The following is a 15,901-nucleotide window of genomic DNA, read 5'->3' as shown; positions in this document are numbered from 1 at the left end:
CATGTCCATCGGTTGCCGCATGCCACCAGGCGCGGCATCACGTTCGTAAAGGAGAGTCTGACATGGCAACCGCCGTCCGCGAGATTTCCCACTTCATCGGCAGTGCATCGACCGCCGGCACGGGCGCGCGCCGCAGCGACGTGTTCGATCCCAATACCGGCAAGGTTCAGGCGCAGGTCACGCTGGGCGTTCAGGCAGATCTCGACGCTGCCATGGGCAATGCGCTCAGGGCGCAACCCAGCTGGGCCGCCACCAACCCGCAGCGCCGCGCGCGCGTGATGTTTGCGTTCAAGGCGCTGATCGAAAACCACATGGACGAGCTGGCGCATCTGCTCAGCTCCGAACATGGCAAGGTGATCGCCGACGCAAAGGGCGACATCCAGCGCGGACTCGAGGTGATCGAGTTCGCCTGCGGCATCCCGCATGTGCTGAAGGGCGAGTATACGCAGGGCGCAGGGCCCGGCATCGACGTCTATTCGATGCGCCAGCCGCTCGGCGTCGTCGCCGGCATCACGCCGTTCAACTTTCCCGCCATGATCCCGATGTGGATGTTCGGCATCGCCATCGCCTGCGGCAACGCCTTCATCCTCAAGCCCAGCGAGCGCGACCCCAGCGTGCCCGTCCGCCTTGCCGAACTGATGCTGGAAGCCGGCGCGCCCGAGGGCATCCTGCAGGTCGTCCAGGGCGACAAGGAAATGGTCGACGCGATCCTCGACCATCCGGAGATCAAGGCGGTCAGCTTCGTCGGCTCGTCGGACATTGCGCATTACGTCTATCGGCGCGGCGTCGATGCCGGCAAGCGCGTGCAGGCGATGGGCGGGGCGAAGAACCATGGAATTGTGATGCCCGACGCCGATCTGGACCAGGTGGTCAACGACCTAGCGGGTGCCGCCTTCGGCTCGGCGGGCGAGCGCTGCATGGCGCTGCCGGTGGTGGTGCCGGTGGGTGAGAAGACAGCCATCGCACTGCGCGAAAAGCTGCTGCCCGCAATTCAGGGCCTGCGCGTCGGCGTGTCGACCGATGCCGAGGCGCATTACGGCCCGGTCGTCACTGCCGCGCACAAGGCGAAGATCGAAAGCTACATCCAGATGGGCGTGGAAGAGGGCGCGGAACTGGTCGTCGATGGTCGCGGCTTCAGCCTTCAGGGGCACGAGGACGGCTTCTTCGTCGGCCCGACGCTGTTCGACCGCGTCACGCCGCAGATGCGCACCTATCAGGAAGAGATTTTCGGCCCGGTGCTTCAGATGGTCCGCGCCGACAGTTTCGAGGACGCGCTGCGCCTGCCGAGCGAGCACCCCTATGGCAATGGGGTCGCGATCTTCACCCGCAACGGCCACGCCGCGCGCGAGTTCGCGGCGCGCGTCAACGTCGGCATGGTTGGCATCAACGTGCCGATCCCGGTGCCGGTCGCCTATCACACGTTCGGCGGGTGGAAGCGCAGCGCTTTTGGCGACACCAACCAGCACGGCATGGAGGGCGTCAAGTTCTTTACCAAGGTGAAGACGATCACGCAGCGCTGGCCAGACGGATCGCCGGACGGCGGCAACGCGTTCGTCATCCCGACAATGGGGTAAATGATGACCGACCAGTTCGACCTGACCGAGGACCAGCGCGCGATCCAGGAGATGGCGCGAAAGTTCACCGCCGATGCCATCACGCCGAATGCCGCGGAGTGGGATGAAAAGCACATCTTCCCGCGCGAGACGGTGAAGGCCGCGGCCGAGCTTGGGTTCGGCGCGATCTATGTCAGCGAGCAAAGCGGCGGCATCGGTCTCGGCCGCCTCGAATCCGCGCTGATCATGGAGGCGATGGCCTTTGGCTGCCCGGCGACGAGCGCCTTCATCTCGATCCACAACATGGCGGCGTGGATGATCGACCGCTTCGGGTCACAGGTGGTGAAGGACAAGTATCTGCCGCGCCTGGTCACCGCCGACTGGCTGGCGAGCTATTGCCTGACCGAGCCGTCGTCCGGCTCCGACGCCGCCGCGCTCAAGACCACGGCGAAGCGCGACGGCGATTTCTACATCGTCAACGGCAGCAAGCAGTTCATCTCGGGCGCGGGCGAGAACGAGCTTTACGTCACGATGGTGCGCACCGGCGTTGACGGACCGAAGGGCATTTCGTGCCTCGCCATCGAAAAGGACATGCCCGGCGTCAGCTTCGGCGCGAACGAGCGCAAGCTTGGCTGGCATGCCCAGCCGACGCGACAGGTGATGTTCGACAATGTCCGCGTGCCGGTCGAAAACCTGGTCGGCGGCGAGGGGGAGGGGTTCCGCATCGCCATGATGGGCCTCGACGGCGGCCGCCTGAACATCGGTGCCTGTTCGCTCGGCGGGGCGCAGCGCTGCCTCAACGAGGCGATCCAATATACAAGGGATCGCAAGCAGTTCGGCACCGCGATCGCCGAATTCCAGAATACGCAATTCACGCTGGCCGATATGGCAACCGAGCTGGAGGCAGCACGCGCGCTGCTGTATCTCGCCGCCGCCAAGGTGACCGCCAACGCCCCTGACAAGACCAAGTTCGCCGCCATGGCTAAGCGCTTCGCCACTGATACTGGCAGCAGCGTGGTCGACCGTGCGCTTCAGCTGCATGGCGGCTATGGCTATCTGATGGACTATCCGATCGAGCGTTTCTGGCGCGACCTTCGCGTTCACTCGATCCTTGAAGGGACCAACCAGGTGATGCGGATGATCGTCGGACGGGAACTGACGCGCCAATGAGCCAGGATGTCCTGATCTCGACCGAGGGCAAGATCGGCCGCGTTCGCCTCAACCGGCCCAAGGCGATCCACGCGCTCAACACCGGCATGTGTCAGGCGGTGCTCGATGCCATCACGGCATGGCGCGACGATCCCACGATCGAGGCCGTGCTCATTGACCATGCCCCCTCGCCGGATGGCGACCCGAAATATTCGCGCGGCTTCTGCGCCGGTGGCGACATCCGTCTGCTCGCAGAGAGCGGCGCGAAGGACGGACGCGATGCGCGCGATTTTTTCCGCGTCGAATATCGCATGAACCACGCGCTGTTCACTTGTCCCAAGCCGATCGTCGCGTTCATGGACGGCATCACCATGGGCGGCGGCGTCGGGATCAGCCAGCCGGCAAGACATCGCGTAGCGACCGAGAACACGAAGTTCGCGATGCCCGAAACCGGCATCGGCCTGTTCCCCGATGTCGGCGGCGGCTGGTACCTCTCGCGCTTGCCGGGGCGGATCGGCCAGTATCTCGCGGTCACCGGCCATCGGCTTGATGGCGCGGAGTGCGTCGCGCTGGGCTTGGCCAGCCACTATCTTCCCGCCGATCGGCTGGACGATGCCAAGGCGCGCATCGCCGCCGAACCACAGGCGATCGAAGCCATATTGGGCGAGCTGTCGGCACCGACACCCGATGCCCCTATTCTCACACACCGCGACGCCATCGACCGCCTGTTCGCGTCCGACACGCTCGAGGATATCATCGCAGCGCTCGAAGCGGACGGCGGCGAATGGGCCGCCCAGCAGCTCGCCACGATCCGCACCAAATCGCCGCAGTCGATGAAGGTCAGCCTCAAGCTGCTGCTCGATGGCGCGACCATGCCGACCTTCGAGGACGAGATGCGGCAGGAGTTCGCCGTTGCCAGTCACGTCGTGCAGCGGCACGACTTCATCGAGGGCGTTCGCGCGCTGATCGTCGACAAGGACAATGCGCCGCGCTGGGACCCCGCGACGCCCGAGGCAGTGAGCGATCATCTCATTGACCAGATCTTCGCGCCGTTGCCGGAGGACGAGGCTTGGACGCCCAACTAAAATCCCTCCCGCAGCCGCGAGCGGACAAAGGAAGAAGCATGACCGACTACAACACCATCCTGGTCGAACGGCGCGATGCCGTAACGCTGGTGACGCTCAACCGTCCGCAGGCGCTCAATGCCCTCAACAGCGAAGTGCTTGCCGATTTGCTCGCCGCCTTCGCCGCGTTCGACGCCGATCCTTCGCAGCGTTGCGCGGTCCTCACCGGCAGCGAAAAGGCGTTCGCCGCCGGCGCCGATATCAAGGAGATGCAGCACCAAGGCTTTGCCGACATGTATGGCCATGATTTCTTCGCCGGCTGGGACCAGTTCACGCGCACGCGCAAGCCGATCATCGCTGCCGTTTCCGGCTTCGCGCTGGGCGGCGGGTGCGAACTCGCCATGATGTGCGACTTCATCCTCGCGGCCGATACGGCGAAGTTCGGCCAGCCCGAGATCAAGCTGGCGGTTGCCCCGGGCATGGGCGGCTCGCAGCGGCTGACCCGCGCGGTGGGCAAGGCCAAGGCGATGGAGATGTGCCTGACTAGCCGCATGATGGGCGCAGAAGAGGCCGAGCGCGCCGGCCTGGTCAGCCGCATCGTCCCCGCCGCCGATCTGGTGGAAGAGGCGCTCAAGACTGCCGCGACGATCGCGTCGATGGCGCCGCTTGCGATCCTTGCGAACAAGGAAATGGTCAACGCTGCGTTCGAAACCAGCCTGGCGCAAGGCGTCCAGTTCGAGCGCCGCCTGTTCCACGGCCTGTTCGGCAGCGCGGATCAAAAGGAAGGCATGGCCGCCTTTGTCGAGAAACGCCCGGGCAGCTGGACGGGGAAGTGACTGCTTCCCTCTCCCGTCGGGAGAGGGTTGCGCAGACTTGGCAGCTCGCTGCCTAGTCGTAGCTGGGTGAGGGGATCGCGCTATCGATGGCGCATCTCCCCTCATCCAACCTCCGCTAGGCGGCAAGCCGCCAAGCTACGGTATCCTTCTCCCTCAGGAGAAGGTTTGGGAGCAAGACATGGCACGCATCGGTTTCATCGGCCTCGGCAATATGGGCGGCGGCATGGCCGCGAACCTGGCAAAGGCAGGACATGATGTCCGCGCCTTCGACCTGTCGGCCGAGGCGCTCGACCGCGCCCGGGCTGCCGGCTGCCTGCCCGTCGAAAGCGCCGCCGCCGCCGCCGCAGGCGCCGAGGCCGTCATCACCATGCTGCCGGCGGGCAAGCATGTCGAACAAGTCTATGAAGACAGCGTCTTCGGCGCGGCGGATACGGGTGCGATCCTGCTCGATTGCTCGACGATCGACGTGGACACCGCGCGCCGCGTCGCCGACGCCGCCATGGCGAAGGGGCTCGTGGCCGTCGACGCCCCGGTCTCGGGCGGGATCGCGGCGGCTGCGGGCGGCACGCTCACCTTCATGGTCGGTGGCAGCGAGGCGGCGTTCGCGCGTGCCGAGCCGATCCTGTCGCACATGGGTAAGGCGGTGATCCATGCCGGCGGCAATGGCGCGGGGCAGGCGGCAAAGATCTGCAACAACATGCTGCTCGGCGCGACGATGGTCGCAACGTGCGAGGCGCTGTTGCTCGCCAAGAAGCTGAACCTCGACCCGCAGACCTTCTACGACATCGCCTCGGTCTCGTCCGGCTCGTGCTGGTCGCTCAACAGCTATGCGCCGCTGCCCGGCGTCGGCCCGCAGACGCCCGCCGACAATGGCTATCAGGGCGGCTTTGCGGCGGGCCTGATGCTCAAGGACCTGCGCCTCGCGATGGAAGCCGCGGCCAGCGCCGACGCCAACACGCCGATGGGCGCGCGTGCGGCAGAGCTTTACACCCGGTTCACCGAGGCCGGGAACGCGGGCGTCGATTTCTCGGGCATCATCAGGATGCTGGACGAAAAGGCGTAACGCCAACCTCGAAGACCGACGTTATCTCCGGCCTCGTGCCGGGATCCACCGCGCGCCGAGTAAAGCTTTCGAGGCTCGACGGCATTACCTTGCGGCTTGGTGGACCCAGGCGAACGGCCGGGGCGACGTGAATTGTCGGGCTAGTTTGCCGGACAGGTCGATCCCGGCCCCGCGTCCAGATCCAGGCACCGCCCGTCGATCTCGCCAGGCGGGACGTTCAGCCCGATCGTCGCGGCGATCGTCGGCAGAATGTCCACCGTCTCGACCGACATCGGCTGCTCGAAGCCCGTCATCCCCTTGCGCCAGAACAGGATTGGCACACGCCGGTCATAGTCCCAGAAACTGCCATGGGTCGACGTGCTGCCCCTCGATCCATCCGATATCGGCGTGATGCGGGGCTTCAACGCCACGACGAAATCACCCGACCGTCCGTCGAAATAGGAGGCGCGTGCCCGCTGCAGCAGGGTCCACGTCTCCGGCGGCCCGCTCGGGCTGGGCGTCGCCAGAATCGCCGCGCGGGTCAGCACCGCCTGCACCTGCGGATGTGCCGTCAGCGCTCGCTCGATCTCGGCCAATGCGCGTTTGCGCTTGGCGCCCGTCACCTTGGGATCGACCCACATGTCGCCGAAACTGCCGCCCCATAGCAGCTGGCCGGCAATGCCTAGCTTGCGTGCGATCGGCTCGCCGATCCGGGCTGCCCTGAACTCGGCGTCCACGCGCGCGGCCTCGGTGATGCCGTGCATGCGATGACGCTCGGGCAAGTCGTGGCCGCCATGGTCGGCGGTCAGCACGACGGAATAGTCGATTCCGGTGCGGTCCAGATCGTCGAACATCTTGCCCAGCGTGCGATCGAGCGCGAAGAGCTGCAGGCACATCTCGGTGCCTTCGGTGCCATAGGTGTGACCGACATAGTCGCTGGCCGATGCGCCGACGATCAGCAGGTCGGTCGTCGCGCCTTCGCCCAGCTTCATGTCCGCTCGCATCTGCGTGGCAAGCGTCACGATTGCGGCATCGAACTCGGGCGAGGCGCGGAACTTGACCGCTTCGCCCGCCGCTCGTTCGAACCGTCCGGTGCCGACCGTCTTGCCCGCGGTCCCGACCGGAACCGCGACATTGCGCGAGTGGCAGAAGTCGGGCAGCGCCATGGCGGGCTGTGGCCGCGCGATTTGCGCGGCGACGGCGGCATTGGCGCGGGTCACCGCGGCCGGCATTTCGCGGCCGAGATAGCTCACGAACCCCTTGCCGCCCCACCACCATGCCTGATCCGCGCCGCGGCCCGACATCATCACCGCCGCGCGGTCCTTGCCCGCAACCGCCACCACGCGCGTCGCCGGCACCGCCGCCTTCATCCGCTCGCCCAGCGTCGGCACCTTCAGATGCAGCGGCGACACGGTGTAGTTCGATGAACTGCTGCCAGGGACGGTCTCGTCCTCGCTGCAATAGATCGTCTTGTCCGCCCGTGCGGTCGTCAGGTCCACCCAGTCATTGGCGATGATACCCGTCCGCGCGGGGCGGCTGCCGGTCAGGATCGTCGAATGCCCGGGGCATGTCTCGGTCGCGGCATGGCTTTGATAGCCGGACGGGAACACCACGCCATTCTGCAGCCGCTTGAGGCCGCCGGTGAAGTGCTGGCGATATTCGGCGAACACATCGGCTGACAATTGATCGACCGCGATCGCGACGATCAGCTTGGGCGGGACGCGCGGCGCGGGCGGGCGATCTGCTTCCCGGGCGAGGGCCGGGGTGGCGAGTAACGCGAGGGCTGCGGCGAAGGGGCGAAACATCATTCCTCTGGATGGCAAAGATGGCCGCGTCCGCTATGTTCGTACTGCTTCGGCACGGCAAGGGTTGGTGATGCACAGGTATGCTTTCGCGTTCGTGACATGGCTGGTGGTCGGCCTGGCATGTCTGCTCGCCAGTGCCGCACCGGCCGCCGCGCAGCCCGCCGGCGCGAACAACCTGGCCGTCGAACTGGTCGCTGAGACCGACATGCCGGCGCCGGGCAGCGACGTGACGCTCGCCTTTGCCGCCACGCCCGATCCGGGCTGGCACGGTTATTGGAAGAACCCGGGCGATGCCGGGCTTGAAACGCGGCTCGACTGGCAACTGCCCCGGGGCGTGACCGCCAGCGACCTGGCCTATCCCGTGCCGACGCGGCTGCTGATCGCGGGTATCATGAACTATGTCTACAAGGGGCCGTTCACGCAGTTCGCGACGCTCAAGATCCCCGCAGGGCTGGCGCCTGGCACACCGTTGCCGATCCGCGTGCGCGCCGACTACCTCGTCTGCACTGACGAGGTTTGCGTGCCGGAGACCGAAAACCTCTCGCTCACCCTGACCGTCGGCGACGGCACGATCACGGCGGAACGACGCGCGCGGTTCGACCAGTGGCGCCGCGCGTTGCCCAAGCCGCTGGGCAGCGAGGGCAAGTTCGCCATCGCCGATGGCATCGCGCGCATCGCGATCCCCTGGCCGGCCGGCGCGCCGCTCACCGACGAGGCCTATTTCTACCCGCTGACGCCGCTCGCGTTGACGTACAACGCGCCGCAAAAGGTGACCCGCGACGGCGACATGGCGGTGATCGAGACAAAGGCGACGGGAAGCGTGCTTCGGCTCGATGGCGTATTCGCGCCGGGCAATGGGCAGGGGTTCGGCGTCACCGCCATGCCCGGCACCGTCGCGGCGTCGGCTGCGCCCGATGCGATCGACTGGTCGGCGGCGCTGGTCGCGCTTGGCGGCGCGCTGCTCGGCGGACTCATCCTCAACATCATGCCCTGCGTGTTTCCGATCCTGAGCCTGAAGGCGCTCAGCCTTGCCAAGAGCGGGACGAGCGAGCGTCACGCCCGGGCAGAAGCACTTGCCTATACCGCTGGCGTCGTTCTCGTCGTGCTCGCGCTGGGCGGCGCGATGCTTGGCCTGCGTGCGGCGGGCGCGAGCGTGGGCTGGGCGTTCCAGCTGACCGATGCGCGCGTCATCCTGTTCCTGCTGCTGCTGGTCCTTGCCATCGCGCTCAACCTAGCCGGCCTGTTCGAGCTGATGACGCCGCGCTTTGCCGGTAAGCTGGCGGGTGAAGGTTCCGGCGGCGCGTTCATGACCGGGGCACTTGCCGCATTCATTGCGACCCCGTGCACTGGCCCATTCATGGGCGTGGCGCTCGGCGCGACGCTGGTGCTGCCCTGGTATCTCGGGCTGCTGATCTTCCTCGGCCTCGGCCTCGGCCTTGCGCTGCCGTTCCTGCTGCTCGGCTTCGTCCCCGCATTGCGACGCGCGCTGCCCAGGCCCGGCGCCTGGATGGACACGTTCCGCAAGATCCTGTCGGTGCCGATGTTCCTCACTGCCATCGCGCTGGCCTGGGTCTTGGGCGGGCTCAAGGGCGTCAACGGCATGGCGCTCGGCCTGATCGTCGCGCTTGGGTTTGCGGTGGTGCTGTGGCTGGTCGGCCGCCGTCAGATGCGCGGGGTTGGCAATGGCGCGGCATGGATCGCCGCCGCTGCGGTGACCGTCGCGGGCATCTGGGCCATCTCGACGATCGAGAAGCCGGCCTCGGCAGGCCAGGTCGAAAAGGGCGGAGCGGAACCGTTTACTGAGGCCAGGCTCGCCGCGCTGCAGGCAGAGGGAAAGCCGGTCTTCGCGTATTTCACCGCCGATTGGTGCGTCACCTGCAAGGTCAATGAAAAGGCTGCGATCGAGACCGACGCCGTCCGACAGGCCTTCCAGAAAGCGGGGGTGACGGTGCTGGTCGGCGACTGGACCGACGGCAATCCGCAGCTTGGCCGTTTCATCGAACGCCATAACCGCGCAGGGGTGCCGCTATATCTTTGGTATCCCAAGGGATCGCGCGAGCCGCAGGTCTTGCCGCAGGTGCTGAGTCAAGGCATGTTGGTGGCGCTTCCGGGGGGATGAGATCAGGAGAGGTTTCGATGACCAGGTTGATCCCAGTGGCCGCCATCCTCGCCTTCGCGCTCGCCGCGCCGAGCGCCGCCGAGCAGGCGAACGGCAAGGCGGCGACCGACTTCAAGCTGACCGACGCCAGCGGCAAGACCGTGCAACTGAGCGATTATCGCGGCAAGCCCGTGGTGCTCGAATGGAACAACCCCGGCTGTCCCTTCGTGCAGCGCCACTATGACAGCGGCAACATGCAAAAGACGCAGGCTACGGCAAAGGCCGGCGGCGCGGTCTGGCTCACCATCAATTCCGGCGCACCGGGCAAGCAGGGGCATCTCGACGCGGCCGGCGCGCGCAAGTTCGTCACCGACAAAAAGGCGGCGCCAACTCATTATCTTCTCGATCCGAAGGGGGTGGTCGGCAAGGGCTATGCCGCCAAGACGACGCCGCACATCTACATCATCGATGCCGCCGGCGTGGTGCGATATCAGGGTGCGATCGACGACAAGCCAGCCGCCCGGCCCGAGGCAATGGGCGCGGCCCGCAACCACGCGCTCGCCGCGTTGAACGAGATCAAGGCGGGCAAGCCGGTGTCGGTTGCCCAGACCCAGCCCTATGGCTGCTCGGTCAAATACGCCGATTGAGTTTCCCTCGCTGTTATAGGGGGCAGCGATGGGCGGAGGCCGGGGGCGACCCCGGCCTTTTTGCATGGTTCATCGCGGGACGATCGGCCCTTGTGCGATGCAACAAAGCGTTGCAGCATGGAACCGCCGGCTTCTTCGGCACTTATGGGGACTGAATGGGGACAGGCCACGCGTTCGATGAAATCTGGGGGCACGGCGGGCCGGAAAGCCCGCGCCCGGAATTTGCCGCACTCTCGCAATGGGTCGCGGACACGCCGCAGGCCGAACTCCACAAGCGGCAGCAGTCGGCCGAAGCGACCTTCCGCCAGCTCGGCATCACCTTTGCCGTCTATGGCGACAGCGACGCGAGCGAGCGGATCATCCCATTCGACATCGTGCCGCGCGTGTTCCTGCACGAGGAATGGATGCGCCTGTCCGAAGGGCTGGTCCAGCGGGTCGAGGCGATCAACGCGTTTCTCGAGGATGTGTATGGCGAGCGCCGCATCCTGAAGGAAGGCATCGTTCCGCCCGAACTGATCCTCAACAACCCGCAATTCCGCCCCGAAGTCGCCGGCATCCGCCCGCCGCACGGCATCTGGGCGCATATCTGCGGCATCGATCTCGTCCGCACCGGGCCCGACGAATTCTGGGTGCTCGAGGACAATGCGCGCACGCCCTCGGGCGTCTCGTACATGCTCGAAAACCGCGAGGCGATGATCCGCCTCTGCCCCGAACTGTTCCGCAGCTTTCGGGTGGCGGCGGTTGACAGCTATAGCGACATGCTGCGTGAAACGATGCGATCGGTCGCGCCGGGTGCACGGGGCGGCCAGCCGGTCTGCGTGGTGCTGACGCCGGGCCATTTCAACTCGGCCTATTACGAGCACAGCTTCCTGGCCGACACGATGGGGATCGAGTTGGTCGAGCCGGCTGACCTGATCGTGGACGACGACGTCGTGTACATGCAGACGATCGCCGGCCGCGTGCGGGTCGATGTGATCTATCGCCGGATCGATGACGATTTCCTCGACCCGCTGGTCTTCCGCCCGGACTCGCTGCTCGGCGTGCCGGGCCTGATTGCGGCCTATCGCGCCGGCAATGTCGCGCTCATCAATGCGCCGGGCAACGGGATTGCCGACGACAAGGCGATCTACAGCTACATGCCGGAGATCGTGAAATTCTATTCGGGCGGCGAGGCGAAGCTGCCCAATGTCGAGACATGGCGTTGCCGTGAGCCGCAAGCGCTGAAGTATGTCCTCGATCATCTCGACCAGTTGGTGGTCAAGCTGGTCGACGGGTCGGGTGGGTACGGCATGCTGGTCGGTCCGACCGCCAGCAAGGCCGAGATCGAGGCGTTTCGTGGCGCGCTGATCGCCGAGCCGCATCGCTACATCGCGCAGCCGACGCTGGCGCTGTCCACAGTGCCGACCGTGACCGACACCGGCCTCGCCCCGCGCCATGTCGATTTCCGCCCCTTCGTTCTCACCGGCTCGGACGGCGTTCAGGTCGTTCCGGGCGGCCTCACGCGCGTCGCGCTCAAGGAAGGGTCGCTGGTCGTCAATTCCAGCCAGGGCGGCGGGACCAAGGACAGTTTCGTGCTGCTGCCTGAAGGCGCGCCGGCACAGTCGCAGGTGCAGTCGTGAGGATGCTCTCGCGCACTGCCGCCGCGCTCTACTGGTTGGGGCGCTATGTCGAACGCGCCGACTTCACCGCCCGGCTGGTCGAGGCGACGGTGCGCCTTGATGCGCTGTCCGCGCGACCGGCGGGCGAGGCGGCCTGGGCCAGCGCGCTCAGCGTCACCTATAACGACGAAGCCTTCGCTGCGACCGGTCAGTCGATCAGCCAGCAGCCGGTCGCACATTTCCTGACGCTCGACATGGCCAACCCGGGTTCGATCGTCCGCTGCCTCGAACAGGCGCGCAACAACGCCCGCGCCGTCCGTACGGCCCTGACGCGTGAGGCGTGGACCGCGATCAACCGGCTGTGGCTGTTGTTCGCCCACCGCCACAGCCCGGGTGGCGCGGCGTCCACACTGAACCTGGTGGAAGGCGTGATGGCCGAGGCGCGCGGTTTCGAAGGCGCGATCCACCGCATGATGCGCAACGAGGCGACGCTGCTGATCCAGCTCGGCGCCGCGATCGAGCGGGCCGACAACACCGCGCGGCTGCTCGACGTCAAATACCATCTGCTGCTCCCGGCCGGCGAAGCGGTCGGCGGGGTGGTCGATCGTGACCAATGGACCACGATCCTTCAGACCGTCTCGGCCGTCACCGCCTATCGCTGGCTCTACAGCGAGGGGCTGGAGCCCGCGAACGTGATCGACCTGCTGATCGCCCGCGCCGAACTGCCGCGCAGCCTGGCGGCCTGTGTCGAGGAGGTGGTCGAGCAGTTGAACGCGCTGGCCAAGCGGACCGGGCTGCAGGGGGAGGCCGATCGCATGGCCCGCGCGCGGATCGCGCGCATGCAGAAGACTCGCGCGCATGAGGTGATCGTCAGCGGCCTGCACGAATATCTGCAGGCCTTTATCCGTGAAAATGCGATGCTCGACGCGGCGATTGCCCGGCAGTTCCGGTTTATCTAGACGCCCTGTCATGCGTATCGCCGTCGAACATCTGACCCAATATCGTTTCAGCGAGCCGCAGTCGCGCCTGGTCCAGATGCTCCGTCTGACGCCCAGCGACACGATCGACCAGACCGTGCTCAGCTGGCGGATCGACATCGACTGCGACGTTCGCCTGCGCGACACGGTCGACGGCTTCGGCAACAAGGTGACGATGCTCTATGCCGAAGGGCCGATCGCCGACATTGCGATCGTCGTGGCGGGACAGGTGCTGACCACCGAATCCAACGGCGTCGTGCGCGGCAGCCACGAGCCGCTTCCCGAAGGGCTCTTCCTGCGCGAGACGCCGCGCACGGCGAGCGACGAGGCACTGACCGCCTTCGCCCGCGATACCTTTGGCAGCGGCCGCGACACGCTTGACCGCCTGCATCGCTGGAACGCCGCGCTGGCGGCGCGTTTCCCCGGCGCGCCCGATCTCCCCGATGCGGGCCTCTCCGCGGCCCAGGCGTTCGCCGCGCCCACGCCCAGCTCACGCGACTTGGCCCATATCTACATCGCCGGCGCCCGCGCGCTGGCGCTGCCCGCCCGCTACGTGTCAGGCTACCGCCAGCATAACGGTGGCGAAAGCGCGCCGCACGGCTGGGCCGAGGCGTGGGTCGATCGGCTCGGCTGGGTCGGTTTTGATCCCTCGGCCGGCATCAGTCCGGACGAAAGCTATGTGCGCGTCGCGATCGGGCTCGACGCGCCAGGTGCGGCGTCGATCGCCGGCTCGCGGCTGGGGCAGGGGCGGGAGGAGATGGCGGTCGATCTCCATGTCGACCGGCTCGGCGGCGACGCTTAGGCCAGTTCGCGCACCGGCATCGCCGCGACCATCGGCTGCTCGTCGTCCGCCAGCCGCGACCAGCCATTCGGCCCCAGCACCTCCATCGGGCGATAGCGCGTCTTGTACGCCATCCGCTCGCTGCCCTTCACCCAATAGCCAAGATAGACATAGGGCAGCCCCGCGGCGCGCGCGCGGATGATGTGGTCCATGATGATGAGGTTGCCCAGCCCCTGGCGCTCGGCATTCTCCGCGTCGAAGAAGCTGTAGATCATCGACAGGCCGTCGGCCTGCTGATCGGTGATGCACGCGCCGACTAACGCGCCGCCGCGTTCTGCCGGCTCGCGATATTCGACGACATAGGTGCCGACCGGCGACTGCTCGACCATGTCGGCATAGTCGGTTTCGTCCATCTGCGTCATCCCGCCGCCCGGGTGACGCGTCGACAGATAGTTGCGCAACAGCTGATATTGTTCGTCGGTCGCCCACGGGCGACATGCAGTCACTTCAAGGTCGGCATGGCGGCGGATCAGCTTGCGCTGGGTTGCGTTCGGCCGGAACTCCTCGGTGCATACACGGACCGAGAGGCAGGCATTGCACCCCACGCAGCTGGGCCGATAAGCGACCGACTGGCTGCGGCGAAAGCCGATGCGGCCCAGCGCATCGTTCAGCTCGCCGGCATGCGGCCCCGACAATTCGGTAAAGATCTTCCGCTCCTGCCGGCCCGGCAGGTACGGGCATGGAGAGGGACTCGTCACGAAAAATCGTGGAAATCGCGTGATTGCCGTCACCCGCCCAAGCCCCTTTCAAAATCGCGCGACCACGTTTGAAGGGGCGTTATGCAGCCTGGGCAACTTTATGAAAAGGCGGTTTACCATCAAAATGGCAAAGCCCGTCCGATGTCCCCCCGGTCGCGTCCACCCCCCAAGGACGAGTACGCAGGGTCACTATAGCGGGCCGCCGAAAGCACGGGAAAGCGCCCTGCGACTCGTTTCGCCGCACCAGCGATTCGTTTCGTCCACAAGCTGTGGAAAACGTGGACAACTACCCGGTCACGCCAACCGCTCCGCGCCGGATCAAGCCAGGCGCTAGGCGAGCTCGATCAGCTTCACGTCATAGCCCTCGGCCATCAACGCGGTGTTCAATCGTTCAAGGTGCGCGCGGTCGCGCGTCTCGCACTCGACGTCGAGACTGAGGCCCTTGGCGGGCAGGTTGGTGAAGATGCGTTGATGCGCCAGTTCGAGGATGTTGACCGCCTGCTCCTGAAAGATGCGCGCAACCTGATACAGCGCGCCCGGCCGGTCCTGAAGCCGGATGCGCAGCCGCGCCAGCCGCCCCGATCGGGCAAGATCGCGCAGCAGCACGTTCGCCAGCAGCCGCGTGTCGATATTGCCGCCGCACAGGACGATGCCGACATTCTTGCCCGCAAACCGCTCGCGATTGGCAAGCAGCGCGGCGAGGCCAGCGGCGCCCGCGCCCTCGACCACCGTCTTCTCGATCTGCAGGATCAGGCTCAGCGCCTCCTCGAGCGCGCGCTCGCTCACCAGCACGATGTCGTCCACCAGCGCGTCGACGATGCGTGAGGTGATCGCGCCCGGATCGCGCACCGCGATGCCTTCCGCCAGCGTGTCGCCGCCGATCGGCTCGTGATGCCCCTTCACCAGATTGTACATCGATGGGAACAGCTCGGCCTGAACGCCGACCACCTCGATCGGCGTCGCCGCTGCCTTTGCCACCGTGCTCATGCCCGAAATCAGCCCGCCGCCGCCGATCGGCACGATCAGTGTGTCGATCGCCGGTGCGTCGGCCAGCATCTCCAGCGCGACGGTGCCCTGACCCGCGATGATGCGCGGATCGTCGAACGGGTGGACAAAGGTATAGCCATTCGACGCTTCCAGCTGCCGCGCATGGGCATAGGCTTCGTCAAAGGTCTCGCCTTCCAGGATGACCGTGGCCTTGTGCCCTTCGGTCTGCATGACCTTCACCGTGGGCGTCGGCTTGGGCATCACGATCGTGACGGGAATGCCGAGGCGCCCGCCATGATAGGCAAGGCCCTGAGCATGATTGCCGGCCGATGCCGCAATTACGCCCTTCGCCCGCGCGGCCTCGTCCAGCTGAAGCAGCGTGTTGAGCGCTCCGCGTTCCTTGTACGCGGCGGTAAATTGCAGGTTCTCGAACTTCAGCCACACATTGGCGCCCGATAGGTCGGACAGCGTCTTGCTGTGCAGCGTCGGCGTATGCACCACGGCACCCATGATCCGCTGTGCCGCCGCCTGAACGTCGGACAGGGCGACCGGAAGGTCGTGCGGAGCGGGGACTGCCTGCGTTGCCATCGCGATCGCCTAGACCAT

Annotated in this window: 13 protein-coding genes; 10 read left to right on the top strand and 3 right to left on the bottom strand. The window is 66.4% G+C overall.

What is annotated here, in order from left to right; translation table 11 throughout:
• Positions 1-62 precede the first annotated feature (62 nt).
• From BFL28_RS06140 to mmsB, 5 genes are all read left to right on the top strand, one after another.
• The gene (locus BFL28_RS06140) at positions 63-1,574 is read left to right on the top strand and encodes a CoA-acylating methylmalonate-semialdehyde dehydrogenase (RefSeq protein ID WP_069319710.1); all 1,512 of its coding nucleotides are present in this window, start codon (positions 63-65) and stop codon (positions 1,572-1,574) included.
• A 3-nt stretch (positions 1,575-1,577) separates the two neighbouring features.
• Positions 1,578-2,723, top strand: coding sequence for an acyl-CoA dehydrogenase family protein (locus tag BFL28_RS06135; protein ID WP_069319834.1), 1,146 nt, complete (start codon positions 1,578-1,580; stop codon positions 2,721-2,723).
• Positions 2,720-3,787: an enoyl-CoA hydratase/isomerase family protein gene (locus BFL28_RS06130; protein ID WP_069319709.1), complete on the top strand. Its 1,068-nt coding sequence runs from the start codon at positions 2,720-2,722 to the stop codon at positions 3,785-3,787. The genes BFL28_RS06135 and BFL28_RS06130 overlap by 4 nt, the downstream gene beginning before the upstream one ends.
• Before the next feature lie 38 nt (positions 3,788-3,825).
• Entirely contained in the window at positions 3,826-4,602 is a 777-nt protein-coding gene (locus tag BFL28_RS06125) for an enoyl-CoA hydratase (RefSeq protein ID WP_069319708.1), read from the top strand.
• Between the two features lie 178 nt (positions 4,603-4,780).
• Positions 4,781-5,665, top strand: coding sequence for a 3-hydroxyisobutyrate dehydrogenase (mmsB, locus tag BFL28_RS06120; protein ID WP_069319707.1), 885 nt, complete (start codon positions 4,781-4,783; stop codon positions 5,663-5,665).
• Positions 5,666-5,805: 140 nt separating this feature from the next.
• Here mmsB and BFL28_RS06115 read toward each other — a convergent pair whose 3' ends face one another.
• Positions 5,806-7,449, bottom strand: coding sequence for an alkaline phosphatase family protein (locus BFL28_RS06115; protein WP_069319833.1), 1,644 nt, complete (start codon positions 7,447-7,449; stop codon positions 5,806-5,808).
• A gap of 70 nt (positions 7,450-7,519) precedes the next feature.
• Here BFL28_RS06115 and BFL28_RS06110 point away from each other — a divergent pair, with 70 nt between their 5' ends.
• The 5 genes from BFL28_RS06110 to BFL28_RS06090 all read left to right on the top strand — a co-directional run bounded on the left by BFL28_RS06110 (position 7,520) and on the right by BFL28_RS06090 (position 13,571).
• Positions 7,520-9,568, top strand: a complete 2,049-nt coding sequence (locus BFL28_RS06110) for a protein-disulfide reductase DsbD family protein (RefSeq protein ID WP_069319706.1) — start codon at positions 7,520-7,522, stop codon at positions 9,566-9,568.
• Between the two features lie 17 nt (positions 9,569-9,585).
• The gene (locus BFL28_RS06105) at positions 9,586-10,194 is read left to right on the top strand and encodes a redoxin domain-containing protein (protein ID WP_069319705.1); all 609 of its coding nucleotides are present in this window, start codon (positions 9,586-9,588) and stop codon (positions 10,192-10,194) included.
• 155 nt (positions 10,195-10,349) lie between these two features.
• Positions 10,350-11,813 (top strand): circularly permuted type 2 ATP-grasp protein, encoded by a 1,464-nt coding sequence (locus tag BFL28_RS06100; RefSeq protein ID WP_069319704.1) that lies wholly within the window; start codon positions 10,350-10,352, stop codon positions 11,811-11,813.
• A 2-nt stretch (positions 11,814-11,815) separates the two neighbouring features.
• Complete coding sequence (locus tag BFL28_RS06095) at positions 11,816-12,751, top strand: alpha-E domain-containing protein (RefSeq protein ID WP_069319703.1); 936 nt, start codon at positions 11,816-11,818, stop codon at positions 12,749-12,751.
• 10 nt (positions 12,752-12,761) lie between these two features.
• Positions 12,762-13,571 carry a transglutaminase family protein gene (locus BFL28_RS06090; RefSeq protein ID WP_069319702.1) on the top strand — a complete coding sequence of 270 codons (810 nt, stop codon included), beginning with the start codon at positions 12,762-12,764 and terminating at the stop codon, positions 13,569-13,571.
• On the opposite strand, the gene BFL28_RS06085 is transcribed toward BFL28_RS06090, so the two are convergent.
• Together BFL28_RS06085 and BFL28_RS06080 are read right to left on the bottom strand one after the other, a co-directional pair.
• Positions 13,568-14,341 (bottom strand): arginyltransferase, encoded by a 774-nt coding sequence (locus BFL28_RS06085; protein WP_069319701.1) that lies wholly within the window; start codon positions 14,339-14,341, stop codon positions 13,568-13,570. The two genes, BFL28_RS06090 and BFL28_RS06085, sit on opposite strands and share 4 nt — an antisense overlap.
• A 297-nt stretch (positions 14,342-14,638) precedes the next feature.
• Positions 14,639-15,883 (bottom strand): threonine ammonia-lyase, encoded by a 1,245-nt coding sequence (locus BFL28_RS06080; protein ID WP_069319700.1) that lies wholly within the window; start codon positions 15,881-15,883, stop codon positions 14,639-14,641.
• Positions 15,884-15,901 lie beyond the last annotated feature (18 nt).

The organism is Sphingomonas turrisvirgatae (assembly GCF_001721295.1).
GTDB lineage: Bacteria > Pseudomonadota > Alphaproteobacteria > Sphingomonadales > Sphingomonadaceae > Sphingomonas > Sphingomonas turrisvirgatae.
This window is presented reverse-complemented; position numbering and strand designations above follow the sequence as displayed.